The sequence below is a fragment of the Pseudomonas sp. GW531-T4 genome (genome assembly GCF_017349615.1).
Classification (GTDB): domain Bacteria; phylum Pseudomonadota; class Gammaproteobacteria; order Pseudomonadales; family Pseudomonadaceae; genus Aquipseudomonas; species Aquipseudomonas chlororaphis_I.
Genome location: NZ_JACMZT010000011.1, coordinates 1 through 23,970, shown reverse-complemented (window position 1 = coordinate 23,970; position 23,970 = coordinate 1). Strand labels below are relative to the sequence as shown.

Here is a 23,970-nt window from a genome sequence, read left to right as displayed (position 1 = left end):
CCCTCCGCAAGAGAGGGGGCAGCATAAATCAAAAAAGTGAAGCGCCGCAGCCCCGTGACGGAGCAAGAACTATCTGTAGGAGCGAGCTTGCTCGCGATGGTCGTCAACGATGGCGCGCACTCACTGGCTCAATGCGGCGCGCTCCGGTTCATCGCGAGCAAGCTTCGCTCCTACAGTCCTACAGAGGCGAGGATCAGACCCGGAACTGGTCCATCAGCTTCATCTGCTGGGTGGTCAGGGCGTTGAGCTGGCTGCTGACCTGGGCCGATTCGGTGGCCTGCTCGGTGAGGGATTCGGTCACGCTGCGGATCGCCGAGACGTTGCGGTTGACCTCTTCGGCCACCGCGCTCTGCTGTTCGGCGGCGCTGGCGATCTGCAGGTTCATGTCGCTGATCACCGTGACCGCGTCGCTGATCTTGCCCAGGGCCTGCACCGCTTGCTGGATCTGCCCGGCGTTGCTCTGGGCCTGGGCCTGGCTCGAATGCATGGTCGCCACCACGCCCCGGGTGCCGCTCTGGATGCGCTCGATCACCACGCGGATTTCTTCCACCGAATCCTGGGTGCGCTTGGCCAGGTTGCGCACTTCGTCGGCGACCACCGCAAAGCCGCGGCCGCTTTCCCCGGCGCGGGCGGCTTCGATGGCGGCGTTGAGGGCCAGCAGGTTGGTCTGTTCGGCGATGCTGCGGATCACTTCCAGCACCGAGCCGATCTGTTCGCTGTTGACCGCCAGGGCCTCGACCTCGACCACTGCCTTGCTGACTTCCTCGGCCAGGGTGCTGATGTCGCGGGTGCTGCGCTCGATGATGGTCATGCCGTCTTTGGCCGACTGGTCGGCGCCACGGGCGGCGTTGGCGGCGTTCGAGGCACTGTTGGCGACGTCGTGGGCGGTGGCGCTCATTTCATTGGACGCGGTGGCCACCTGGTCGATTTCGCGGAACTGCACCTGCATGCCTTCGCTGGTCTGGCGGGCGATCTCCGAGGACTGGTCGGCGGTGCCGCGGGCGTCGGTGATGCTCTGCTTGATCTGCGCGATGGTCGGTTGCAGCTTGTCGAGGAAGCGGTTGAACCAGCTCACCAGCTCGCCCAGTTCGTCTTGCTTGCTGTACTTCAGGCGCTGGGTCAGGTCGCCGTCGCCGCTGGCGATTTCCTTGAGCATCTGCGCGACGCTGTTGATCGGCCGGGTCACGCCGGAGGCGGTCAGCCAGATCAGCAGCAGGCCGATCACGCCGGCGACCGCCGCCACCAGCAGGGACACCAGGGTGCCCTGGGCCTGGGCGTCGTCGAGCACGCTCTGGAGTTTCACGGTGTCGGCCAGCAGCACCTGCTCCGGCAGGTCGATCACCACGCCCCAGGGACGGGCGTCGGCGATCGGGCTGACCGGATACACGGCGCGGATCAGGTCGCCCTGCTTGAGGATTTTCGGGGTATTGCCAGCCAGCAGTTGCAGCACATCCTTGCCTTCTGCGCCGAGGGTGTCGGCGATGCCCTTGCCGACCTTGGCCGCATCGTTGCTGTAGGCGGCGAGGATACCGCTGCCGGCGACGATCAGCATGTGCCCGGCACCGTCGAACAACCCGCTCTGGGACTCGGCGGCCGCGGCCTGCAGGGCATCCAGGGCGATGTCCACGCCGACCACGCCTATGACTTTGCCGTCGACGATCAGCGGCAGAGAGATGGTGGTCATCAGCATCAGCTTGCCGCCCACGGTGTCGGCGTACGGGTCCAGCAGGCAGGTGCGCTTGCTGTCGCGCGGGCAGGTGTACCAACTGTTGTAGGGGGTGCCGCTGACGCTCAGGGTGGTCTTGTTCATGTCCTCTTCGACCATCACCGTGTTCAGCCCGGTGCCGCCGGCACGGCTCCAGTAGCTGGCGAAGCGCCCGGCTTCGTTGGAGGCGTGGCCGGCGTCGTTGGCGAACTCGCTGTCCTTGCCGTCGAGGGCGTTGGGCTCATAGGCGAGCCAGATGCCCAGCACCTTGGTGTTGCGTTCGAAGGCGGTTTTCAGGCTGTGGTTGAGTTCTTCGCGCAGCGTCGCGGCGTCCAGCGAACGCTTGCCGGCCATGGTCCGCAGGTCGTTGATCTGGTCGGCCAGGGCGGTGATCACCAGCAGGCTCTCGCCAAAGGTTTTCTGCACCCGCACCGCCTGCTCGGCGGCCCGGGCCTGCAGCAGGTTCTGCACGCTGTCGGTGAGCATTCGCGAGCTGGAACTGCTGACCAGTTGATCGTTCTGGTTGGTCTGGTAGATGTTCATCCCGACGATCAGGCCCACCACGCCGAGCAGGCAGAGTCCGGACAACAGCACGATTTTCAGGCGAATGGACAGAGAGTCGAACATGGGGCGATCTCGCGAATGGATAGGAGGTGAGCGGTGAGTCGGATGACTCCGGTCGCCAAGTCCATTCAGCGCCATGCCCGGAACATCGGCTTGAGCGGCATTTGCCTGAGAAAAAGCCGACGAGCGGTCATGTGTTTGACATAAACAGGGAGGAGGGAGGTTTCGCCGCAGGGCCTGTCGCGAGCAACCGAGCGTCGGCCGGCTGCTCTGGCCGAGGAATCAGGAGGCCTGGGCCAGGGCTTCCGGGCGCGACCAGATCCACAGGTTGCCCAGGCCCATGCCGGCCAGCGCCAGGTACAGGGTCCAGTGATGAGTGAGCAGGCTCAGCATCAGGCCGGCGCACAGCAGCATGCTGACGGTGGCGCTGATCTTGGCCCGGCGGCTGATGATCCGGCCGTTGCGCCAGTTGCTCAGGATAGGGCCGAACAGGCGGTGGTTTTCCATCCAGGCGCTCAGGCGTGGCGAGCTTTTGGTCGCGGCCCAGGCGGCGAGGAGCACGAATTCGGTGGTCGGCAGGCCGGGCACGACGATGGCGATCAGACCGATGGCCAGGCTGACGTAAGCCAGGCAACCGAAGAACAGGCGGGAGGCCTTGGACGGGGATCGGGTTGTGCCGGTCATGGGTTCGATGATGAGGTGACGAGCATGGGGCTCAATCCACAAAGGGTGGGAAAAACGGTTGATGCCAGCAGGTTCGTTCCTGCAACGGGCGTGAGTCTACGCCTTCAATACAGGAACGAGCGCGCCGGCGAAAAAATCAGGCCAGTTCAGGCGCCGTGTCGTAGGCCTTTTCCAGCAGCACGGTAAAGCGGTTGAAGGCATCCAGCGCACCTTTTTCCGCCGCGGCTTCTTCTTCGGCGCTGAATGCCAGGCCGTCGAGGGTGCGGGTGAAGGACTTCCAGCCTTCGGCGCGACCGCCGGCCGGCTCGCCCAGGTGCCGGGCACCGAAGGTTTCGCCGAGGCCCAGGCCCACCGCGCGCTTGATCAGGAACGCCGCGCCCAGCTTGGAGCCTTCGGAGACGAACAGCCAGCCCAGGGCTTCGGCCTTGCTCGGGTTCTGCACCGCGCCCGCCACCGGGGCCGGGACTTCGGTTTCCAGGTCCGCCAGGTCGGCCTTGGCCGCTTCGGCGCGGCAACGCTCTGCCAGGTCCGGGATGATGGCGATCAGCGCCGGGTCGTTGTAGAGGGCGACCAGTTCGGACTGGAACAGGTACTGGGCGACGACGAAGCGGGCAAAGCTGCTGGCGCTTTCGAACGGCGCGTGGGCCTTGACCAGGGCGTCGAGCCTGGCATGGGGTTCGTGGGTGATCTGGTTCAGGCGCTGGGAGCGCAGGCTCGGGCGCTGTGGGGAATCCTGGGTGGTCATGACAATGTCCTTGGGATGTGAAAATGAGAGCTACTGAAAACGAGAGCTGCTGAAAATGAGAAGCACTTGCTAACTAGACGAACAAGAAGACGCGGCACAGTAAAAAATCCTCACTGCGCTCCATCGAAAAGCGCAGTGAGGTAGACCGGATCAGATGTCCCAGATCAGGTTGACCGCGAAGTTGCGACCCGGCTGGGTCAGGCGGTCGAGGTTGGCCGGGCTGAGCACCGCGGCTTCGCCGACGCTGTCGTAGCCGCGCACGTCGTCCCACAGCCAGTACTTCTTGTCGGCCAGGTTGTAGATGCCGGCGCTGACGGTGACATCGTCGCTGACCTTGTAGAAACCGGTCAGGTCGAGCACGCCGTAGCCCGGGGTCTTGAACTGGCTGCTGGTGCCATCCGGGGTCTTGAAGCTGCTGCTGTCGACGCGGTCTTTCTTCTTGACCAGGGTCCAGCTGAGCAGGGCGCCGTAGTGGTCCTGGTCGTAGCCCAGGCCGAACACGCCGGTCAGCGGGTTGACCGCGTTCAAGGGTTCGCCGGTGTCGTTGTTGCGACCGTAGGCGTAGGCCACCGAACCCTGGGTGTACAGGCCCTGCGGCGCGCCCAGGGCGTCGAGGTTGAGCCGGCCTTTGACTTCCACGCCCTTGATGGTGGCGTGCTTGATGTTGTTGCTCTGGAACGTCAGTTCGTCGTAGCCCGGGGTCACCGCGTCTTCGTTGATGAAGTCGCGGTACTTGTTATAGAACACCGCCACGTCGAAGTTGCCGGACTCGAAGTTGCCGCGCAGGCCGGTTTCATAGCTCTGGCTTTTCTCCGGCTTGAGGTTCGAGTTCGGCGCCACGCGGTAACCGGTGGTGGTGTTCTCGAAGCGGCCGTACAGCGCCTTGGCGGTCGGGGTGCGGAAACCCTCGGCGTACTGGCCGTACCAGGTGTACTGGTCGGTCAGGGCGTAGGTCAGGCCGAACTTGGGCGAGACCCGGTGCCAGGTCTTGTTCTCGTCGCTCACCTCACCCTGGCCATCGGCAGCCACGGTGTTGAGGAACTCCTGGGTGATGTGCGGCTTGAGCTGGGTGTAGTCGTAGCGCAGGCCCGGCAGGAAGGTCCACTTGTTCCAGCTGATCTGGTCCTGGGCGAACAGGCTGTAGGTGTTGATGGTCGGGTCCGGGAAGTCGCTGGACTTCTTCAGCACGTCGGACGGGCTGATGGCGCCGACCGCCGTGCAGCCGCGACCGACCGCCAGGCAGGTGCCGCTGCCGCTGCGCGAACCGGTGACCTTTTCCTGCTTGATAGTGGTGCCGTAGGTCAGCAGGTGTTCGGTTTCGCCGATGGCGAAGGCCTTGTCGGCCTGGGCGTCGAAGACCCACTGCTTCTCTTCGTAGAGGGTTTCGCGGCTGCGCATGACGTTGCGGGTGAACGGGAAGTAGTTTTCCAGGGTGCTCTGGTCGGTCTTGGCGATCTGGTAGTTGAGGCTCCACTTCACGTGATCGGCCAGCAGGCTGTCGAGGGCGAAGCGGTTGTCCAGGCCGAAGCGTTCGCGGGTGATGGTGTCGTTACCGGTGCGCGAGCGGTACATGCCCAACGGTTGGCCGGCGTTGAACGGGCCGCCCACGGCACTCTTCTGGTTGGTGTCGCGGTCGTCCTTGTACTTCTCGTAGGTCAGGCCCAGGCGCGCGTCGTCGGCGTAGTTCCAGCCGGCCTTGGCCAGCACATTGGTGGTGCGCACGTCTTCCGGGTTGGCGGCGGTGCGCGCCAGGCCGGTGCCGTTGTTGCTGCCGTAGGAGTCGGTTTCGTGGCCGTCGCGCTGGCTGAAGTGCAGCAGGCCGTCGAACTGGCCGCTGCGCCCGGCCACGGTGGCGGATTTCAGCCAGCTGTCGTCGGCCGAGCTGTAGCCGGTCTTCAGGCGGGCGCCGACGTCTTTGCCGGGCTTGATGATGTCGTCCGGGTCGAGGGTGAAGTAGCTGACCGCGCCGCCGATGGCGTTGCTGCCGTACAGCACCGACGCCGGGCCGCGGAGGATCTCCACGCGCTTGATGATTTCCGGGTCGACGTAGTTGCGCTGGGTCTTGGCATAGGGGCCGTTGAAGAAGCCGTTGGGAATCTCCACGCCGTCGACCTGGGTCAGGATGCGGTCGCCGTCGATGCCGCGGATGTTGTAGCCGCTGATACCGCCACGCTGGCCGGCGCCGCCGACCGAAACGCCCGGCTCGTAGCGCACCAGTTGCTTGATGGTGTTGACGTTGTTGCGGTCCAGGTCCTGGCGGTCATGCACGGTCACGGTGCTGGGCACGCTGTTGACGTCCTGCTCCTGGCGCGTGGCGCTGATGGTCACCTGTTGCAGGGTCAGGGCGCCGCCGCTGGTGCGCTTTTCCAGGACGATGTTGTTGGCGCCCAGCTTGCGGTAGCTCAGGTTGGTGCCCATCAGCAGGCGGTCCAGGGCTTTTTCCGGCGGCAGCGAGCCGCGCACGCCCGGGGACGCGATGCCTTCGCCCAGTTCCGCCGGCAGGCCGACCTGCCAACCGGTGACGGCGCTAAAGGCGTTCAGCGCCGACACCAGCGGCTGCTGGTCGATGGCGAAGCTGTAGTCGCCCATGTTGCGCGCCGGTTGGCTGGTGGCGGTGGCGGCCATGACCGGCGCGGCCCCGGCCAGCAGGATGGCGGCAGTCAGCAGGGACAGCGTGCAGTTCTGCAGGCGGGCCTGGCGGGAAGATGAAGAGGACCGGCTGTTGAGGCGAGAGGACATCGATAGCGCTCCGTGTCGCACGAATCTTTATAGGTGCTGATTCGGCATGTTTAATGCGAATCAATTGCATTGGCTATAACGAGACGAACGACCGACAGCGATCGCGTAAAAATAAATGCGTGCTAGTTGAGAATCACCAGCGCAGGGAACTCCTGCAGGCGCGCCGAGGTGATGTGAGCCAGGGAGCGCACCACGTCCAGCGGCTGGTCGAGACGGTAATTACCGGTAACCGCGACATCGGCCAGGCGCTCGTTGTTGTTGACGATCCAGCCCGGGTAATACCGGCGCAACTCGGCCAGCACCTGGTTCAGCGGGCAGTTCTCGAACACCAGCCGGCCCTGGACCCAGGCCAGGTCCTTGTCGAGGTCGAGCTTGGCCGGGCGGTCGAAACCGTTGGGGCCGATGCGGATGCTTTCGCCGGCCGACAGGCGCACCCGGGCATCGTCGTGGGTGGCGCGCAGGTCGACATCGCCACGCTGTACCCGCACCTGGGCCACGCCGTCCAGGTAACGCACGGCGAAGGCGGTGTCGCGCACGCTGGCGCGTACCGGGCCGGCATCGAGTTCCAGCGGCTGGCCGCGGCTGGCGGGGATCTCGAAGAAGGCTTCGCCCTGGTACAGGCGGGCCACGCGCTGGCGCTCGTCGATGGTGCTGGAGAAGGCCGAATTGGTGTTGAGCAGGACTTTCGAGCCGTCCTCCAGTTGCAGGCGCTGGCGCTCGCCGACCACGGTCAGGTGATCGGCCTGCAGGCGCAGTGGCAGGTTGCTGAAACTGAACAGGCCGAGGATCAGCACCGCCGCCACCGCCAGGGGCCGCCAGTGCGGACGCAGGCGCGACAGCACACTGACCTTGGTTTTTTGGGTGTCCAGGCTTTGCGCGCAGCGCACCACTTGCGGACCGTTCCAGATCGCCTGGGCCTTGTCGAAGGCTGCGCTGTGCAGGGGCGAGGCGTTCAGCCAGTCATGGAATTGCCGGGCCTGCTCGGGGCTCGGGCTCTCCAGCAGGATCAGCCAGTCCAGGGCCTGGTCCATGGCTTGATCCGCGGCGCAGGGGGTGGATGTTTCCCCGTCCTGGGCGGTCGGCTGGGTGCGGTGGGTGTCCGTCACGGGGGTTCCTCGGCTGTGTCTGTGCACGGCTGTTTTTTAGATGGAGAGCGCAGGGGCGGTCAAGGGTAGCAAAGGGCTGCGGCCGACGCCCGCCCGGCTGGGCCTCAATGACCGTTCAAGCGCTCGGCGACGCCGATGCAGATGGCCATGATCAGCTTCAGTTCCTTTTGCACGGTGCTCTGGGAGACCTCGAGCTTCTCGGCGATCTCCAGGTAGCTGTGGCCGTGCAGGCGGCTGAGGATAAAGATCTGCTGTTGGCGCGGGCTGAGTTGGGCAAGGCTCATGTTCAGGCGTTCCAGCAACTGTTCGGCATGGGCGGCATCCTCGGCGCTGCTCAGGGGCGCGGCCACGCTTTCGACCACGTCCAGCGGCACGTCTTCGAGCAGGGTGCGGGCCTGGATGCGGCGCGCGCGCAGGTGGTCGAGCGCCAGGTTGCGGGCGGTCTGGAAGACGAAGGGTTCGAGGTGGTCGATGGCCCGTTCGCTCAGGGCCCGGGTCACGCGCAGGTAGGTTTCCTGCAACAGGTCCTCGGCGGTGCTGGGGTTGTTGACCATCCGCTCCAGCGTGCGCAGCAGCGAAACGCGCTGGGTGAGAAAGACGTGATTGAAGCGGGATTGGCTCACAACAGGACCTGGCTGATTTTTCAGTGGATGATAATGCTTATCATCTACGTCGACGGTCAAGCCCTGAGTGAATCATCGACGCCCTGAGAGGTACGCCGGGTAGTCCGGAATCCGGTAGCTGTGCGCCTGCTCCATCAGCGGGCTGCTGAGCAGGTAGTCGGCGCTGCATTCGTTGCAGGCCACGGGAATGTTCCAGACCGCCGCGACCCGTAGCAGGGCCTTGATGTCCGGATCGTGGGGCTGGGGTTCGAAGGGGTCCCAGAAGAACACCAGCATGTCCACCCGCTGCTCGGCGATTCGCGCGCCGAGCTGCTGGTCGCCGCCCAGGGGGCCGCTGATCATGCTTTCCACCGGCAGGCCCAGGCGCTGGTGCAGCAGCTGGCCGGTGGTGCCAGTGGCCAGCAGAGCGTGCTCGGCGAGCTTGTCTTTCTGCCGCTCGGCCCAGTCCAGGAGGAAACTCTTGCAGTGGTCGTGGGCCACCAGGGCGATGCGCTTGCGCGCCGCCATGCTGGCCTGGGTGAAGCTGATACCGATCATCGGTGGCGGCTCCTGGAGGGAGGAAATCTGCAGGAGCTGCCGAGGCTGCGATCTTTGCGCGCTTGAACCTCGAATGTGAAGATCAAAAGATCGCAGCCTGCGGCAGCTCCCGCGTCGCAGGCCGTGGGCTTACTCGGCGCTGCACAGGGCCAGGCAGTTATCCAGCATGCGGTTGGAGAAGCCCCACTCGTTGTCGTACCAGGCCAGTACCTTGAGCAGCTTGCCGCCGCTGACCTTGGTGTGATTGGCGTCGAAGATCGACGACAGCGGGTTGTGGTTGAAGTCGCTGGAGACCAGCGGCAGGCTGTTGTAGCCCAGGATCTTCGAGTGCTGGCTGGCGCTCTTGAGCAGGGCGTTGACCTCCTCGGCAGTGGTGTTGCGCTTGAGCTGCACGGTCAGGTCCACCAGCGATACGTTGATCACCGGTACCCGCACCGCCATGCCGGTCAGCTTGCCCGCCAGTTCCGGCAGCACCAGGCCCACGGCTTCGGCCGCGCCGGTCTTGCTCGGGATCATGTTCTGGGTGGCCGAACGGGCGCGGTACGGATCGCTGTGGTAGACGTCGGTCAGGTTCTGGTCGTTGGTATAGGCGTGGATGGTGGTCATCAGCCCGCTTTCGATGCCCAGCTCGCGGTTCAGCACCTGGGCCACCGGCGCCAGGCAGTTGGTGGTGCACGAAGCGTTGGAAATGATCTGGTGCGACTGGCGCAGAATGTCGTGGTTCACGCCATACACCACGGTGGCGTCGGCGCCTTTGGCCGGGGCGGAAATGATCACTTTGCGGGCGCCGGCGCTGAGATGGGCGGCGGCCTTGGCACGGTCGGTGAACAGACCGGTGCATTCGAATACGACGTCGATCTTCTCGGCGGCCCAGGGCAGTTCGGCCGGATTGCGGATGGCGCTGACGGCGATCCGGTCGCCGTTGACGGTCAGGCTTTCCTGATCGTGCTGCACGTCGGCATCGAAAGTGCCGTGGACGGTGTCGTATTTGAGCAGGTGGGCATTGATCGAACTATCACCCAGATCGTTGATGGCGACGATCTGCAGATCCTGGCGATAGCCTTGGGTATAAAGTGCGCGCAGGACGTTACGGCCGATACGGCCAAAACCATTGATTGCGATTCGTAGAGTCATTAGAAAAGCGCCTGCCGTAGTTTTGTTGTTGGAATTACAAGATTATTCGCAAAAAAATAGAAAACAAGCCTTTTTGGTGGCAATATTTTGTTTTATCTACAACGAGTGACCTGAATCAACTGGTCCAAATGGTCAAGAAACCCTCTGCCATCCCCTGTGCCGCGGGCGTTTTGATCAGCATAGACAAACAGGTCGCCACATCCGTTAGCCTGGAGTTCTACACATGCATCCCCGCGTTCTTGAGGTCACCGAACGGCTTGTCGCCCGCAGTCGCGCCACTCGCGAGGCTTACCTCGCCCTGATCCGCGGCGCCGCCAGCGATGGCCCGCAACGGGGCAAGCTGCAGTGTGCGAACTTCGCCCACGGCGTTGCCGGCTGCGGCTCGGAAGACAAGCACAGCCTGCGCATGATGAATGCCGCCAACGTGGCGATTGTTTCGTCATATAACGACATGCTCTCGGCGCACCAGCCGTACGAGCACTTTCCCGAACAGATCAAGAAGGCCCTGCGCGAGATGGGTTCGGTCGGCCAGTTCGCCGGCGGCACCCCCGCCATGTGCGATGGCGTGACCCAGGGCGAGGCCGGCATGGAGCTGAGCCTGCCGAGCCGCGAGGTGATCGCGCTGTCCACCGCGGTGGCCTTGTCCCACAACATGTTCGACGCCGCGCTGATGCTCGGCATCTGCGACAAGATCGTCCCGGGCCTGATGATGGGCGCGTTGCGCTTCGGCCACCTGCCGACCATCTTCGTCCCGGGCGGGCCGATGCCGTCGGGCATTTCCAACAAGGAAAAGGCCGACGTGCGCCAGCGTTACGCCGAAGGCAAGGCGACCCGCGAAGAGCTGTTGGAATCGGAGATGAAGTCCTACCACAGCCCGGGTACCTGCACCTTCTACGGCACCGCCAACACCAACCAGCTGCTGATGGAAGTCATGGGCCTGCACTTGCCGGGCGCGTCCTTCGTCAACCCCTACACGCCACTGCGCGACGCCCTGACCCATGAGGCGGCGCAGCAGGTCACCCGCCTGACCAAGCAGAGCGGCAACTTCACGCCGATCGGCGAGATCGTCGACGAGCGTTCGCTGGTCAACTCCATCGTTGCCCTGCACGCCACTGGTGGTTCGACCAACCACACCCTGCACATGCCGGCGATTGCCCAGGCCGCGGGCATCCAGCTGACCTGGCAGGACATGGCCGACCTGTCCGAGGTGGTGCCGACCCTGTCCCACGTCTATCCGAACGGCAAGGCCGACATCAACCACTTCCAGGCGGCGGGCGGCATGGCGTTCCTGATTCGCGAACTGCTGGAAGCCGGCCTGCTCCACGAAGACGTCAACACCGTGGCCGGCCGTGGCCTGAGCCGCTACACCCAGGAACCGTTCCTGGACAACGGCAAGCTGGTGTGGCGCGACGGCCCGATCGAAAGCCTCGACGAAAACATCCTGCGTCCGGTGGCTCGCGCGTTCTCGCCGGAAGGCGGCCTGCGGGTGATGGAAGGCAACCTCGGTCGCGGGGTGATGAAAGTCTCCGCCGTGGCGCTGCAGCACCAGATCGTCGAAGCGCCAGCGGTGGTGTTCCAGGACCAGCAGGACCTGGCCGATGCGTTCAAGGCCGGCGAGCTGGAAAAAGACTTCGTGGCGGTGATGCGTTTCCAGGGCCCGCGCTCCAACGGCATGCCGGAACTGCACAAGATGACGCCGTTCCTCGGCGTGTTGCAGGACCGTGGCTTCAAGGTCGCGCTGGTCACCGACGGGCGCATGTCCGGGGCCTCGGGCAAGATCCCGGCGGCGATCCACGTCAGCCCGGAAGCCCAGGTCGGCGGTGCGCTGGCGCGGGTGCGCGACGGCGATATCATTCGCGTGGATGGCGTAAAGGGCACGCTGGAGCTTAAGGTAGACGCCGATGAATTCGCTGCCCGCGAACCGGCCAAGGGCCTGCTGGGTAACAACGTCGGCAGCGGCCGCGAATTGTTCGGTTTCATGCGCATGGCCTTCAGCTCGGCGGAGCAGGGCGCCAGCGCCTTTACCTCTGCCCTGGAGAACCTTAAGTGAAGTTAGCGCTGGTCGGTGACATTGGTGGAACCAATGCGCGTTTTGCGTTGTGGAAAGACCAGCGCCTGGAGTCGATCCAGGTGTTGGCGACGGCGGACCACGCCAGCCCGGAAGAAGCCATCGGCGTATACCTGGGCGGCCTCGGCCTGGCGCCGGGTTCGATCGGCGCGGTGTGCCTGTCGGTGGCCGGTCCGGTCGGCGGCGACGAATTTCGTTTTACCAACAACCACTGGCGCCTGAGCCGCAAGGCCTTCTGCCAGACCCTGCAGGTCGATGAGCTGCTGCTGGTCAATGACTTCTCGGCCATGGCCCTGGGCATGACCCGCCTGCAGCCCGGCGAGTTCCGGGTGGTTTGCGAAGGCACCGCCGAGCCGCTGCGCCCGGCGGTGGTGATCGGGCCGGGCACCGGCCTGGGCGTCGGCACGCTGCTGGACCTGGGGGAAGGCCGCTGGGCCGCCTTGCCGGGCGAGGGCGGGCATGTCGACCTGCCGTTGAGCAGCCTGCGGGAAACCCAGTTGTGGCAGCACATTTATAGCGAGATCGGCCATGTCAGCGCCGAGACCGCGCTCAGCGGCGGCGGTTTGCCCCGGGTCTATCGGGCGATCTGTGCGGTGGACGGGCATGAGCCGGTGCTCGAGACCCCTGAAGCCATCACCGCGGCAGGCCTGGCCGGCGATCCCATCGCCCTGGAAGTGCTCGAGCAGTTCTGCTGCTGGCTGGGCCGGGTGGCGGGCAACAACGTGCTGACCACCGGCGGGCGCGGTGGCGTGTACATCGTCGGCGGGGTGATTCCGCGGTTCGCCGACTTTTTCGTCGAAAGCGGTTTCGCCCGTTGTTTTGCCGACAAGGGCTGCATGAGCGATTACTTCAAGGGCATTCCGGTATGGCTGGTGACGGCGCCGTACTCGGGCCTGACCGGCGCCGGGGTGGCGCTCGAGCAGGCGTTTGCCTGATCGAACGTATGGGGCTTGTCGCAAGCAGGCTTCGCTCGGGTTTCGTGTTGGTACGCTGCTTCTGTAGCCGCTGCCGAGCGAGCGAGGCTGCGACCGGCCGCGAAGCGGACGTAAACCGGGCCCCCCGTTCTTTCTGGCAAACCCTGTGTTCAGGTTTTGCGAGGACTTCGTCCTCGATCGCAGCCTCGCAGGCTCGGCAGCGGCTACGGAACCGATCCATGAGGCATAATCCCGCTCCATTCATAACAACAAAGGACGGCCCGCGTGAGTTCAGTCAGTAAGTCGATCTTGTTGGTTGATGACGATCAGGAAATCCGCGAGCTGCTGGAGACCTACCTCAGTCGCGCCGGCTTCCAGGTCCGCAGCACGCCCAACGGCGCCGGTTTTCGCCAGGCGCTGAACGAGGCGCCGAGCGACCTGGTGATTCTGGATGTGATGCTGCCGGACGAAGACGGTTTCAGCCTGTGCCGCTGGATCCGCCAGCACCCGCGGGTCGGCCAGGTGCCGATCATCATGCTCACCGCCAGCTCCGACGAAGCCGACCGGGTCATCGGCCTGGAACTGGGTGCCGACGACTACCTGGGCAAACCCTTCAGCCCCCGGGAATTGCAGGCGCGGATCAAGGCCCTGTTGCGCCGCGCGCAGTTCGGCCAGGAACGGGCCGGCGGCGAGGTGCTGTGCTTCGACGAGTGGCGCCTGGACATGGTCAGCCACCGGCTGTTCCACAACGATGGCGAGGAAGTGATCCTCTCCGGCGCCGACTTCGCCCTGCTCAAGCTGTTCCTCGATCACCCCCAGGAAATCCTCGACCGCGACACCATCGGCAATGCCACCCGCGGGCGCGAACTGATGCCCCTGGACCGCATCGTCGACATGGCGGTCAGCCGCCTGCGCCAACGCCTGCGCGACACCGAGAAGCCGCCGCGGCTGATCCGCACCGTGCGCGGCAGCGGTTACCAATTGGCAGCCAATGTGGTTGCCGGCAATGCTCACTGAGTGGTCGCGCAAGCTGCTGGCGCGGGTGCCGGTACCGCGTTCGCTGCTGGGCCGGATGTTGCTGTTGACGCTGCTGGCGGTGTTGTTTGCGCAAACCCTGTCCAGCGTGATCTGGGTGTCGCAGTTGCGCGCCACCCAGCTCGAAGGCCTGGTCACCAGCGCCCGCAGCCTGGCCCATTCGATGACCGCCAGCGTCAGCTACTTTCGTTCGCTGCCGGTGGCGTACCGGCCGCTGGTGCTCGACCAATTGCGCAGCATGGGCGGCACCCGTTTTGTCGTGACCCTCAACGACAAGCCGCTGGGCATGGAAGTGCTGCCTATCACGCCGCGCAAGCAGGCGGTGCTCAAGGCGGTGGACGAAGTGCTGCGCCAGTCCCTGGGCAACGACGCCTATATCTCGGTGACCTTCGTCAGCCCCGAGGACCTGCGGATTTTCAACGGCGGCCTGAAGCTCGATGAGTTGCCGCGTTCCTGGGCCCACTACGCCCTGACCCTGGAGCCGGTGAACCCGCCGGTGCTGGTCACCCAGATCCAGATGGCGCCGGGCGAATGGTTGTACATCGCCTCGTTGTTGCCCGAGCCCTACACCAGCCTCGAAGAACAGGGGCTGCCGGCGCAGCAGGTGTGGTTCATCGTACTCACCAGCGGTTTCCTGCTGCTGTTCATCGGCCTGCTGGTGCATTGGCAGAGCCGGCCGCTCAAGCGCCTGGCGCGGGCCGCGCGGGACATGTCCCTGGGCGCCGATGTGCAGCCGGTGGCCGAGGGCGGCGGCAGCGAAGTGGTGGAGGTCGGCCGGGCCTTCAATGCCATGCGCGAGCGCATCAGCCGTTACCTGACCGAGCGCAGCCAGCTGTTCAGTGCGATTTCCCACGACCTGCGCACGCCCATCACCCGCCTGCGGCTGCGGGTCGAACTGCTGGAAGACGAGCAGTTGCAAAGCAAGTTCGGCCGCGACCTGGATGAGCTGGAGCTGCTGGTCAAGGGCGCGCTGCAATGCGTCAAGGACACCGACATTCACGAGAACATCGAGCCGGTGGACCTCAACCAGGTGCTCGACTGCCTGGTGGAGCCTTACCTGGCACCCAACGGCAACGGCCGTGTGACCCAGCAGGGGCGGGCGCTGGCGCCTTATCCGGGCAAGCCCCTGGCGCTCAAGCGCTGCATGGGCAACCTGATCGACAACGCGCTGAAGTACGGGCAGAACGCCCACCTGCACATCGACGACGATGCCAACGCGTTCATCCTGCACGTCGACGACGAAGGCCCGGGCGTGCCGGAGCAGCGCCTGGAGCAGGTGTTCGAGCCGCACTTCCGCCTGTCCGGCCAGCAGCAGGGCTACGGCCTGGGCCTGGGCATCGCGCGCAACATCGCCCACAGCCATGGCGGCGAGGTGAGCCTGCAGAACCTGCGCGAAGGCGGTTTGCGCGTGACCCTGTACCTGCCGCGTTCCATGGATTGATGCCCCTGTAGCCGCTGGCGAAGCCTGCGATCGGCCGCGTAGCGGTCGTAAAATTTCATGCCGCGCTTGGCTGTATGACCGGGCGCCAGTTTTGCGAGCCCTGCGGTCTCGAGCGCAGCCTGCGGCAGCGGCTACAGGGAGTTTTGTCACGGTTTGGTGACATTTCCTGTGACCTTCGTTACCTGCCCGCGCGAACCCGTTGTTTAGACTCAAGTCCCTGATAAAAACAACAACAGGTCCGCCATGAACCCTATTCCCCTGATGTTCAGCAGCTGGCTGAACGCTCCTGCCCATCATCAATGGCTGGCCGCCGAAGGCCAGCGCCTGCTGGGTTTCGCCCGCGCGGCCCGGCTGCCCGAAGGCTTCGGCGACCTGGACGAACGCGGGCGCCTGCCGAGCGGTGTCCGGGCCGGCACCATGAACACCGCGCGCATGACCCACAGTTTCGCCATGGCCCATATCCAGGGCATTCCCGGCTACGCCGCGCTGGTGGATCACGGTATCGCCGCGCTCAACGGCGCGCTGCGCGATGGCGAATACGGCGGCTGGTTCGCCACTCCCGGGCATGCCGATGGCAATAGCGGCAAGGCCGCGTACCTGCACGCTTTCGTTGCCCTGGCGGCGAGTTCCGCGGTGGTGGCCGCGCGCCCCGGCGCCGAAGCCTTGCTGGCGGAGGCGATCCGGGTCATCGAAAGGCATTTCTGGAGCGAGGAGGAGGGCGCGATGCGCGAGTCCTTCAACCGCGACTGGAGCGGCGAGGAGGCCTATCGCGGCGCCAACAGCAACATGCACGCCACCGAGGCGTTCCTCGCCCTGGCCGATGTCACCCAGGACCCGCGCTGGCTCAACCGCGCCCTGCACATTGTCGAGCGGGTCATCCATCAGCATGCCGCCGCTGGCGATTACCGGGTCATCGAGCATTTCGACCGCCACTGGCAGCCATTGCCGGATTACAACCAGGAACATCCGGCCGACGGTTTCCGCCCCTATGGCACCACCCCCGGGCACGCTTTCGAGTGGGCTCGCCTGCTGCTGCACCTCGAAGCCGCGCGTTGCCAGGCCGGCATGCTCAGCCCCGGCTGGCTGCTGCTGGATGCCCAGAAACTGTTCGAAACCGCCTGCCGTGACGCCTGGGACGTCGATGGCGCGCCGGGCATTGTCTACACCCTGGACTGGCAGCAGCGCCCCGTGGTGCGCCAGCGCCTGCACTGGACCCACGCCGAGGCCGCGGCGGCGGCCAGTGCCTTGCTGCAACGCACCGGGGAAGCGCAGTACGAAACCTGGTATCGGCGCTTCTGGGAATTCACCGCCGAGCACTTCATCGACCCGCTGCACGGCAGCTGGCACCACGAGCTGGACAGCAACAACAGGCCCAGCGCCGAGATCTGGGCCGGCAAGCCGGACCTGTATCACGCCTGGCAGGCGGTGCTGATTCCGCGCCTGCCTTTGGCGCCGAGCATGGCATCGGCGCTGGCCGAAGTGTCTAGACTGCAGGTTGTGTAACCATGTGGTGACATTCGCGCATCCCTTCGTTACCTGCGCGGGTAGGCCCCCTGTTTAGAATCCTATGCAGCGCAAGCACCAGACTTGCATGCATAACAACAAGAAAGGTACACCTCAGATGAATGCGATTTCTCGTCTAGCTGCTGTCATTTCCGTTGCCTCGTTGTTTCCCCTCAGTGCATTCCCTCTCGTTTCCGTTGCCGCCGACGCCAAAGGCTCCGTGGAAGTCGTCCATTGGTGGACGTCCGGCGGTGAAAAAGCGGCGGTCGATGTGCTCAAGGCCCAGGTCGAAAAAGACGGCTTCACCTGGAAAGACGGCGCAGTCGCCGGCGGTGGCGGTGCCACGGCCATGACCGTGCTGAAAAGCCGCGCCGTTTCCGGCAATCCGCCGGGCGTTGCCCAGATCAAGGGTCCGGACATCCAGGAGTGGGGCAGCACCGGCCTGCTCAGCACCGACGCCCTGAAAGACGTGGCCAAGTCGGAAAACTGGGACGGCCTGCTCTCCAAGAAAGTCTCCGACACCGTGAAGTACGAAGGTGACTATGTCGCCGTGCCGGTGAACATCCACCGCGTCAACTGGCTGTGGATCAACCCGGAAGTCTTCAAGAAGGCCGGGATCGACAAGGCCCCGACCACCCTCGAAGAATTCTATGCCGCCGGCGACAAGCTCAAGGCCGCCGGCTTCATCGCCCTGGCCCACGGCGGCCAGCCATGGCAGGACAGCACCGTGTTCGAAGACGTGGTGCTCTCGGTCATGGGCGCCGATGGCTACAAGAAAGCCCTGGTCGACCTGGACCAGAAGACCCTCGCCGGCCCGGAGATGACCAAGGCCTTCACCGAGCTGAAGAAAGTCACCAGCTACATGGATCCGAACCGCGCCGGGCGTGACTGGAACATCGCCGCCGCCGACGTCATCAATGGCAAGGCCGGCATGCAGATGATGGGCGACTGGGCCAAGAGCGAGTGGACCGCGGCGAAGAAAGTCGCCGGCAAGGACTACCAGTGCGTGGCCTTCCCGGGCACCGACAAGGCCTTCACCTACAACATCGACTCCCTGGCGGTGTTCAAGCTCAAGGCCGATCGCAAGGGCGATATCGCCGCCCAGCAGGACCTGGCCAAGGTCGCCCTGGGCAAGGACTTCCAGAAGGTCTTCAGCATCAACAAGGGCTCGATCCCGGTGCGCACCGACATGCTCAACGACATGGCCGCGCAAGGCTTCGACTCCTGCGCCCAGGCGGCGGCCAAGGACTTCCTGGCTGACGACAAGACCGGCGGCCTGCAACCGAGCATGGCGCACAACATGGCCACCTCCCTGGCCGTGCAGGGCGCGATCTTCGATGTGGTGACCAACTTCATGAACGACAAGGACGCGGATCCGGCCAAGGCCAGTGCGCAGCTGGCATCGGCCGTCAAGGCCGCCCAGTAACTCCGAACGCCGCAAGCCTGCTTGCGGCGATTTATCTGACGGCGCTTTCCCCCTGTAGGAGCGAGCTTGCTCGCGATAGCGATCGGTCTGTCGGCATCCATGTTGAATGTCCCGCAGTCATCGCGAGCAAGCTCGCTCCTACACAAGAGGGGATCGCTTCGGCCTTCATTTCTTCAACTGGATTATCCCGATGAGCTCTGTGGCGGTTTTCAGCAAAGCCTCACCGTTCGACGCGCTGCAGCGCTGGCTCCCCAAGTTGGTCCTGGCGCCAAGCATGCTGATCGTCCTGGTCGGTTTTTACGGTTACATCATCTGGACGTTCATTCTGTCCTTCACCAACTCCAGCTTCATGCCGAGTTACAAGTGGGTCGGCCTGCAGCAATACATGCGCCTGATGGACAACGACCGCTGGTGGGTGGCGAGCAAGAACCTGGCGCTGTTCGGCGGCATGTTCATCGGCATCAGCCTGGTGCTGGGCGTGTTCCTGGCGGTGCTGCTGGACCAGCGCATCCGCAAGGAAGGCTTTATCCGCACCGTCTACCTGTACCCGATGGCGCTGTCGATGATCGTCACCGGCACCGCCTGGAAATGGCTGCTCAACCCTGGCCTGGGCCTGGACAAGATGCTGCGTGACTGGGGCTGGGAAGGCTTCCGCCTGGACTGGCTGGTGGATCAGGATCGCGTGGTGTACTGCCTGGTGATCGCCGCCGTGTGGCAGGCCTCGGGCTTTGTCATGGCGATGTTCCTCGCCGGTTTGCGCGGCGTCGATCAGTCGATCATTCGCGCCGCCCAGGTCGATGGCGCGAGCCTGCCGACCATCTACCTGAAGATCGTCCTGCCGAGCCTGCGCCCGGTGTTCTTCAGCGCCTTCATGATCCTCGCGCACATCGCGATCAAGAGCTTCGACCTGGTGGCGGCAATGACCGCCGGCGGCCCTGGCTACTCGTCCGACCTGCCGGCGATGTTCATGTACTCCTTCACCTTCAGCCGTGGCCAGATGGGCATAGGTTCGGCCAGCGCCATGCTGATGCTGGGCGCCGTGCTGACCATCCTGGTGCCGTACCTGTACTCCGAACTGCGAGGCAAACGCCATGACTAACCAGCTCGGAAAACCTGCGCTGAACTTCAGCCGCATCGCCATCTACGCCACCCTGCTGCTGGCCGCGGCGGTGTACCTGGTGCCGCTGGTGGTGATGCTGCTGACCAGCTTCAAGACCCCGGAAGACATCCGCACCGGCAACCTGCTGAGCTGGCCGGCCGTGATCGACGGCATCGGCTGGATCAAGGCCTGGGACACCGTGGGCGGCTACTTCTGGAACTCGGTGAAGATCACCGTGCCGGCGGTGATCATCTCGACCTTCGTCGGCGCCATGAACGGCTACGTACTGTCGATGTGGCGCTTCCGCGGTTCGCAGCTGTTCTTCGGCCTGCTGTTGTTCGGCTGCTTCCTGCCGTTCCAGACCGTGCTGCTGCCGGCGTCCTTCACCCTCGGCAAGTTCGGCCTGGCCAACACCACCAGCGGCCTGGTGCTGGTGCACGTGGTCTACGGACTGGCGTTCACCACGCTGTTCTTCCGCAACTACTACGTGAGCATCCCGGACGCCCTGGTCAAGGCCGCGCGCCTGGACGGCGCAGGCTTCTTCACTATCTTCGGCAAGATCCTGCTGCCGATGTCGGTGCCGATCATCATGGTCTGCCTGATCTGGCAGTTCACCCAGATCTGGAACGATTTCCTGTTCGGCGTGGTGTTCGCCAGCGGCGATGCGCAACCGATCACCGTGGCCTTGAACAACCTGGTCAACACCAGCACCGGGACCAAGGAATACAACGTTGATATGGCGGCGGCGATGATCGCCGGGCTGCCGACACTGCTGGTCTACATATTCGCTGGCAAGTATTTCCTGCGTGGGCTGACGTCCGGCGCGGTCAAGGGGTAAAAGATGGCAACTCTCGAATTACGCAACGTCAACAAGACCTACGGTACTGGCCTGCCGGATACCCTGAAGAACATCGAACTGAAGATCGATGACGGTGAGTTCCTGATTCTCGTGGGGCCTTCGGGCTGCGGTAAGTCCACCCTGATGAACTGCATCGCCGGCCTGGAAAACATCAGCGGCGGGGCGATCCTGGTGGACGACGCCGACATCAGCGGCATGAGCCCGAAAGACCGCGACATCGCCATGGTGTTCCAGTCCTACGCGCTGTACCCGACCATGAGCGTGCGCGACAACATCGCCTTCGGCCTGAAGATCCGCAAGATGCCGGCCGCCGAGATCGACGAGGAAGTGGCGCGGGTGGCCAAGCTGCTGCAGATCGAACACCTGCTCAGCCGCAAGCCCGGCCAGCTGTCCGGCGGCCAGCAACAGCGCGTGGCCATGGGGCGGGCGCTGGCGCGGCGGCCGAAGATCTACCTGTTCGACGAACCGCTGTCCAACCTCGACGCCAAGCTGCGGGTCGAGATGCGCACCGAAATGAAACTGATGCACCAGCGCCTGAAAACCACCACGGTCTACGTCACCCACGACCAGATCGAAGCCATGACCCTGGGCGACAAGGTGGCGGTGATGAAGGACGGCATCATCCAGCAGTTCGGCACCCCGAAACAGATCTACAACGACCCGGCCAACCTGTTCGTGGCCAGCTTCATCGGTTCGCCGCCGATGAACTTCATCCCCCTGCGCCTGCAACGCAAGGACGGCCGCCTGCTGGCCCTGCTGGACAGCGGCCAGGCCCGTTGCGAGCTGCCCCTGGGCATGCAGGACGCCGGCCTGGAAGACCGGGAAGTGATCCTCGGCATCCGTCCAGAGCAGATCGGCCTGGCGAACGGCGAGGGCAACGGCCTGCCGACCCTGCGCGCCGAGGTCCAGGTCACCGAGCCGACCGGCCCCGACACCCTGGTGTTCGTCAACCTCAACGGCACCAAGGTCTGCTGCCGCCTGGCGCCGGATGTGGCGCCGCAGGTCGGCGAAACCCTGACCCTGCAATTCGATCCGGCCAAGGTTCTGCTGTTCGATGCCAAGAGTGGCGAGCGCCTGGGTGTTGCGGCCCCTGCGCAGTCCGAAGCCCATGCCAGCAACGTGGCGCAGTTCAAGGGGCGTTGAAGCCCGCGTTATTGGAGCAAGGACGTACCGAATGCGCGGCGGATGGCCTGTCATCCGTCGCATCAGGTGTAAACCGCGTTAGAGAAAAACAGTTAATAACAATAAAGACGAGGATGTAGGGATGAAAAAGAAGAGCACCAATGCACGCTTGATCTGCCAGTTGTCAGCGATTGCGGCAATGACCCTGGCCGGTAGCGCGCACGCTGACGAAGCGTTCAGCGCCGATTCGAAATGGATGACCGGTGACTGGGGTGGCGAGCGGACCAAACTGCTCGAGAAAGGGATCGACATCAAGGCCGATTACGTTGGCGAAATGGGCGCCAACCTGCATGGCGGCTACAACGACGACAAGACCGGACGCTACAGCGACCAGTTCGGCCTGGGCGTGGCGCTGGACCTGGAAAAACTCTGGGGCTGGGATAACACCCAGGCGAAGATCCAGCTGACCAACCGTAACGGCCAGAACATCTCCAACGACCGTATCGGCGACCCGCGTGCCGGCACCCTGAGCTCCTCCCAGGAAGTCTACGGCCGTGGCCACATGGTGCGTCTGACCCAACTGTGGATCCAGCACCAGTTCCTTGACGGCAAGCTCGACGTCAAGGCCGGTTACTTCGGCGAAGGCGAAGACTTCAACACCTTCCCCTGCGACTTCCAGAACCTGGCGTTCTGCGGCTCCCAGGTGGGCAACTGGGCGACCAACATCTGGTACAACTGGCCGGTCAGCCAGGCGGCACTGCGGGTGAAGTACCACATCACGCCTGAGCTGTATGCGCAGATCGGCGCGTACAACCAGAACCCGTCGCAACTGGAGCACGGCAACGGCTTCAAGCTCAGCGGCAGCGGTACCAAGGGCACCGTGCTGCCGGTCGAGCTGGTCTGGTCGCCGAAGGTCAACAACCTGCCGGGCGAGTACCGCGTCGGTTACTACAAGAGCACGGCCGATGCCAGCGATGTGCGCGAGGACGTCAATGGCCAGGACGCCGCCGTCACCCGTGACAGCTATCGCGTGCACAGCAGCAAGCACGGCTACTGGTTCGTCGGGCAGCAGCAACTCACCACTCACAACGGCGATGCGACCCGCGGTCTGAACATCGCGGCCAACGCCACGTTCCACGACAAGGACACCAACTTCATCGACAACTACCAGTCGCTGATGCTGGTGTACAAGGGCCCGTTCGACGCACGTCCGAAGGATGACGTGGGCATCGGTTTCGCCCGTATCCATGTCAACGACGACGTGAAGAAAAACGCCCAGTTGCTCAATGACACCAACGGCGTCAGCAACTACGACGATCCGCTGTTCTCGCCGCTGCGCGAGACTGAGTACAACTACGAAATCAACTACGGCTTCCATGTCACCAACTGGCTGACCGTGCGTCCCAACCTGCAGTACATCACCCATCCAGGCGGTGTGGATGAAGTCGACAACGCCCTGGTGGCCGGCCTGAAAATTCAGTCGGTGTTCTAAGGTCTGTACGAAAAGTCGGCGGGCGAAGGTCAGGCAAGGCAAAAAACAGGCGAGGAACGGCCGGGGTCGCGTTCGACTGTAGGGGCCTACATGAGCATTCCGAGCCTGTTTTTAACGCAGCATGACCGAGCGCAGCCACTTTTCGTACAGAGCTTAACGCTGTTGCGATAAGCTCCTCCTCTCTGTGCGCATTTTTGCGGATGGCCCAGGCTATCCGCTTTTTTTTGGGGACGAATCCGTTCCCTGTAGCCGCTGCCGCAGGCTGCGATCGGCCGGGACGGCCGTAGCGTCCTCAAGATCGCTGAAGGCCTGCGGCCTTAACGCAGCCTGCGGCAGCGGCTACGGGGTTTTGCGCATCAATGATGAATATCGGTACAGCAATGATCTTCAGGACCGTGGCCCATGCATGAGCATCCGCTACAACGCTTTTTCAAATCCTTGCGCGAGCGCCCGACTTTCGCCTGGGAGCGCTATCAGATGCGCGACGTGCTGGTGATCGACCATCCGCTGTGCCAGGCGGTGTTCAGTCGCCAGGGCGCGCAGCTCCTGCATTTCCAGCCGACCGGGCAGAAGCCCTGGCTGTGGTGTGCGGCGAAGTGGCCGCAGGTCGGGGCGATCCGTGGCGGGGTGCCGGTGTGCTGGCCCTGGTACGGCCGTCACCCGAGCGAAAACGCCTGGCCATCCCATGGCTGGGCCCGGCTGATCGACTGGAAGCTGCTCGACAGCCGCAGCGATGACGAGGGCGTGTACCTGCACTGGCAGTTGCAGCTGTGCGACTGGCAGGTCGACCTGCACGCGCACCTGGGCGAAAGCATGGACCTGCGCCTGAGCACCGAGCACCAGGACAGCCTGCCGTGCCAGCTGAGCCAGGCTTTGCACGCCTACTGGCGTATTGGCGACGTCGGCGAGGTAGCGCTGTCTGGGCTCGACGGCGCCGAGGGTTACGACCAGTTGAGCCGCCAGGCGTGCCGGCAAACAGGCGAGCTGCGGGTCGATGGTGGCTGTCAGCGGGTGTTCCAGCACGAGGGCGAATTGCAGCTCAAGGATCACGCCTGGCAGCGCGAATTGCGCATCGATACTGGCGATACCGCCGACACCGTGGTCTGGCATCCGGGCAGCCGGCCGTTGCTGGGGGTGAGCTGGAGCGAGGTGTCCGGGTTCGTCTGCGTCGAAG

Annotated in this window: 19 protein-coding genes; 11 read left to right on the top strand and 8 right to left on the bottom strand. The window is 64.3% G+C overall.

The features are described 5' to 3' along the window. Nucleotides 1-193: 193 nt before the first annotated feature. The 8 genes from J4D28_RS11235 to gap form a co-directional block, all read right to left on the bottom strand. Nucleotides 194-2,332, bottom strand: a complete 2,139-nt coding sequence (locus J4D28_RS11235) for a methyl-accepting chemotaxis protein (RefSeq protein WP_103331517.1) — start codon at nt 2,330-2,332, stop codon at nt 194-196. 219 nt (nt 2,333-2,551) lie between these two features. Further along, nucleotides 2,552-2,953, bottom strand: a complete 402-nt coding sequence (locus J4D28_RS11230) for a YbaN family protein (RefSeq protein ID WP_009050415.1) — start codon at nt 2,951-2,953, stop codon at nt 2,552-2,554. Nucleotides 2,954-3,089: 136 nt separating this feature from the next. Beyond that, a complete protein-coding gene (locus J4D28_RS11225; RefSeq protein ID WP_053269760.1) occupies nt 3,090-3,698 on the bottom strand; it encodes a biliverdin-producing heme oxygenase in 609 nt (202 codons plus the stop codon). A gap of 150 nt (nt 3,699-3,848) precedes the next feature. Next, a complete protein-coding gene (locus tag J4D28_RS11220) occupies nt 3,849-6,437 on the bottom strand; it encodes a TonB-dependent receptor (RefSeq protein ID WP_103331516.1) in 2,589 nt (862 codons plus the stop codon). Nucleotides 6,438-6,559: 122 nt separating this feature from the next. Further along, on the bottom strand, nt 6,560-7,543 hold the full coding sequence (locus J4D28_RS11215; RefSeq protein ID WP_103331515.1) for a FecR domain-containing protein: 984 nt from the start codon (nt 7,541-7,543) through the stop codon (nt 6,560-6,562). Nucleotides 7,544-7,647: 104 nt separating this feature from the next. After that, nucleotides 7,648-8,166, bottom strand: coding sequence for an RNA polymerase sigma factor (locus J4D28_RS11210; protein ID WP_009050411.1), 519 nt, complete (start codon nt 8,164-8,166; stop codon nt 7,648-7,650). A 72-nt stretch (nt 8,167-8,238) separates the two neighbouring features. Beyond that, a complete protein-coding gene (locus J4D28_RS11205; protein ID WP_009050410.1) occupies nt 8,239-8,703 on the bottom strand; it encodes a methylglyoxal synthase in 465 nt (154 codons plus the stop codon). Between the two features lie 129 nt (nt 8,704-8,832). Further along, nucleotides 8,833-9,837, bottom strand: a complete 1,005-nt coding sequence (gap, locus tag J4D28_RS11200) for a type I glyceraldehyde-3-phosphate dehydrogenase (protein ID WP_009050409.1) — start codon at nt 9,835-9,837, stop codon at nt 8,833-8,835. Nucleotides 9,838-10,060: 223 nt separating this feature from the next. Between gap and edd the strand changes: the two genes are divergently transcribed. The 11 genes from edd to J4D28_RS11145 form a co-directional block, all read left to right on the top strand. Continuing rightward, the gene (gene edd, locus J4D28_RS11195) at nt 10,061-11,887 is read left to right on the top strand and encodes a phosphogluconate dehydratase (RefSeq protein WP_009045235.1); all 1,827 of its coding nucleotides are present in this window, start codon (nt 10,061-10,063) and stop codon (nt 11,885-11,887) included. Then, a complete protein-coding gene (locus J4D28_RS11190; RefSeq protein ID WP_103331514.1) occupies nt 11,884-12,840 on the top strand; it encodes a glucokinase in 957 nt (318 codons plus the stop codon). Before edd ends, J4D28_RS11190 begins: the two co-directional genes overlap by 4 nt. Before the next feature lie 264 nt (nt 12,841-13,104). After that, nucleotides 13,105-13,836, top strand: coding sequence for a response regulator (locus J4D28_RS11185; RefSeq protein ID WP_007926317.1), 732 nt, complete (start codon nt 13,105-13,107; stop codon nt 13,834-13,836). Beyond that, on the top strand, nt 13,826-15,295 hold the full coding sequence (locus J4D28_RS11180; RefSeq protein ID WP_009050407.1) for an ATP-binding protein: 1,470 nt from the start codon (nt 13,826-13,828) through the stop codon (nt 15,293-15,295). Before J4D28_RS11185 ends, J4D28_RS11180 begins: the two co-directional genes overlap by 11 nt. A gap of 243 nt (nt 15,296-15,538) precedes the next feature. Beyond that, nucleotides 15,539-16,798, top strand: a complete 1,260-nt coding sequence (locus J4D28_RS11175) for an AGE family epimerase/isomerase (RefSeq protein WP_103331513.1) — start codon at nt 15,539-15,541, stop codon at nt 16,796-16,798. Between the two features lie 118 nt (nt 16,799-16,916). Continuing rightward, nucleotides 16,917-18,224: an ABC transporter substrate-binding protein gene (locus tag J4D28_RS11170; protein WP_009050405.1), complete on the top strand. Its 1,308-nt coding sequence runs from the start codon at nt 16,917-16,919 to the stop codon at nt 18,222-18,224. 190 nt (nt 18,225-18,414) lie between these two features. Further along, complete coding sequence (locus J4D28_RS11165) at nt 18,415-19,323, top strand: carbohydrate ABC transporter permease (RefSeq protein ID WP_008032969.1); 909 nt, start codon at nt 18,415-18,417, stop codon at nt 19,321-19,323. Then, nucleotides 19,316-20,161, top strand: coding sequence for a carbohydrate ABC transporter permease (locus J4D28_RS11160; protein WP_009045231.1), 846 nt, complete (start codon nt 19,316-19,318; stop codon nt 20,159-20,161). Before J4D28_RS11165 ends, J4D28_RS11160 begins: the two co-directional genes overlap by 8 nt. A 3-nt stretch (nt 20,162-20,164) precedes the next feature. Continuing rightward, complete coding sequence (locus tag J4D28_RS11155) at nt 20,165-21,325, top strand: ABC transporter ATP-binding protein (RefSeq protein ID WP_016703424.1); 1,161 nt, start codon at nt 20,165-20,167, stop codon at nt 21,323-21,325. 121 nt (nt 21,326-21,446) lie between these two features. Then, entirely contained in the window at nt 21,447-22,796 is a 1,350-nt protein-coding gene (locus tag J4D28_RS11150) for a carbohydrate porin (protein ID WP_038634427.1), read from the top strand. A gap of 402 nt (nt 22,797-23,198) precedes the next feature. Next, nucleotides 23,199-23,970: D-hexose-6-phosphate mutarotase (locus J4D28_RS11145; RefSeq protein WP_207246420.1), on the top strand; the 772-nt coding region annotated here is incomplete at its 3' end.

Bases quoted from the DNA above. Each gene is read 5' to 3' on its own strand.
- J4D28_RS11235 (WP_103331517.1), bottom strand. From the start codon at position 2,332: ATGTTCGACTCTCTGTCCATTCGCCTGAAAATCGTGCTGTTGTCCGGA.
- J4D28_RS11230 (WP_009050415.1), bottom strand. From the start codon at position 2,953: ATGACCGGCACAACCCGATCCCCGTCCAAGGCCTCCCGCCTGTTCTTC.
- J4D28_RS11225 (WP_053269760.1), bottom strand. From the start codon at position 3,698: ATGACCACCCAGGATTCCCCACAGCGCCCGAGCCTGCGCTCCCAGCGC.
- J4D28_RS11220 (WP_103331516.1), bottom strand. From the start codon at position 6,437: ATGTCCTCTCGCCTCAACAGCCGGTCCTCTTCATCTTCCCGCCAGGCC.
- J4D28_RS11205 (WP_009050410.1), bottom strand. From the start codon at position 8,703: ATGATCGGTATCAGCTTCACCCAGGCCAGCATGGCGGCGCGCAAGCGC.
- gap (WP_009050409.1), bottom strand. From the start codon at position 9,837: ATGACTCTACGAATCGCAATCAATGGTTTTGGCCGTATCGGCCGTAAC.
- edd (WP_009045235.1), top strand. From the start codon at position 10,061: ATGCATCCCCGCGTTCTTGAGGTCACCGAACGGCTTGTCGCCCGCAGT.
- J4D28_RS11180 (WP_009050407.1), top strand. From the start codon at position 13,826: ATGCTCACTGAGTGGTCGCGCAAGCTGCTGGCGCGGGTGCCGGTACCG.
- J4D28_RS11175 (WP_103331513.1), top strand. From the start codon at position 15,539: ATGAACCCTATTCCCCTGATGTTCAGCAGCTGGCTGAACGCTCCTGCC.
- J4D28_RS11170 (WP_009050405.1), top strand. From the start codon at position 16,917: ATGAATGCGATTTCTCGTCTAGCTGCTGTCATTTCCGTTGCCTCGTTG.
- J4D28_RS11165 (WP_008032969.1), top strand. From the start codon at position 18,415: ATGAGCTCTGTGGCGGTTTTCAGCAAAGCCTCACCGTTCGACGCGCTG.
- J4D28_RS11160 (WP_009045231.1), top strand. From the start codon at position 19,316: ATGACTAACCAGCTCGGAAAACCTGCGCTGAACTTCAGCCGCATCGCC.
- J4D28_RS11155 (WP_016703424.1), top strand. From the start codon at position 20,165: ATGGCAACTCTCGAATTACGCAACGTCAACAAGACCTACGGTACTGGC.
- J4D28_RS11150 (WP_038634427.1), top strand. From the start codon at position 21,447: ATGAAAAAGAAGAGCACCAATGCACGCTTGATCTGCCAGTTGTCAGCG.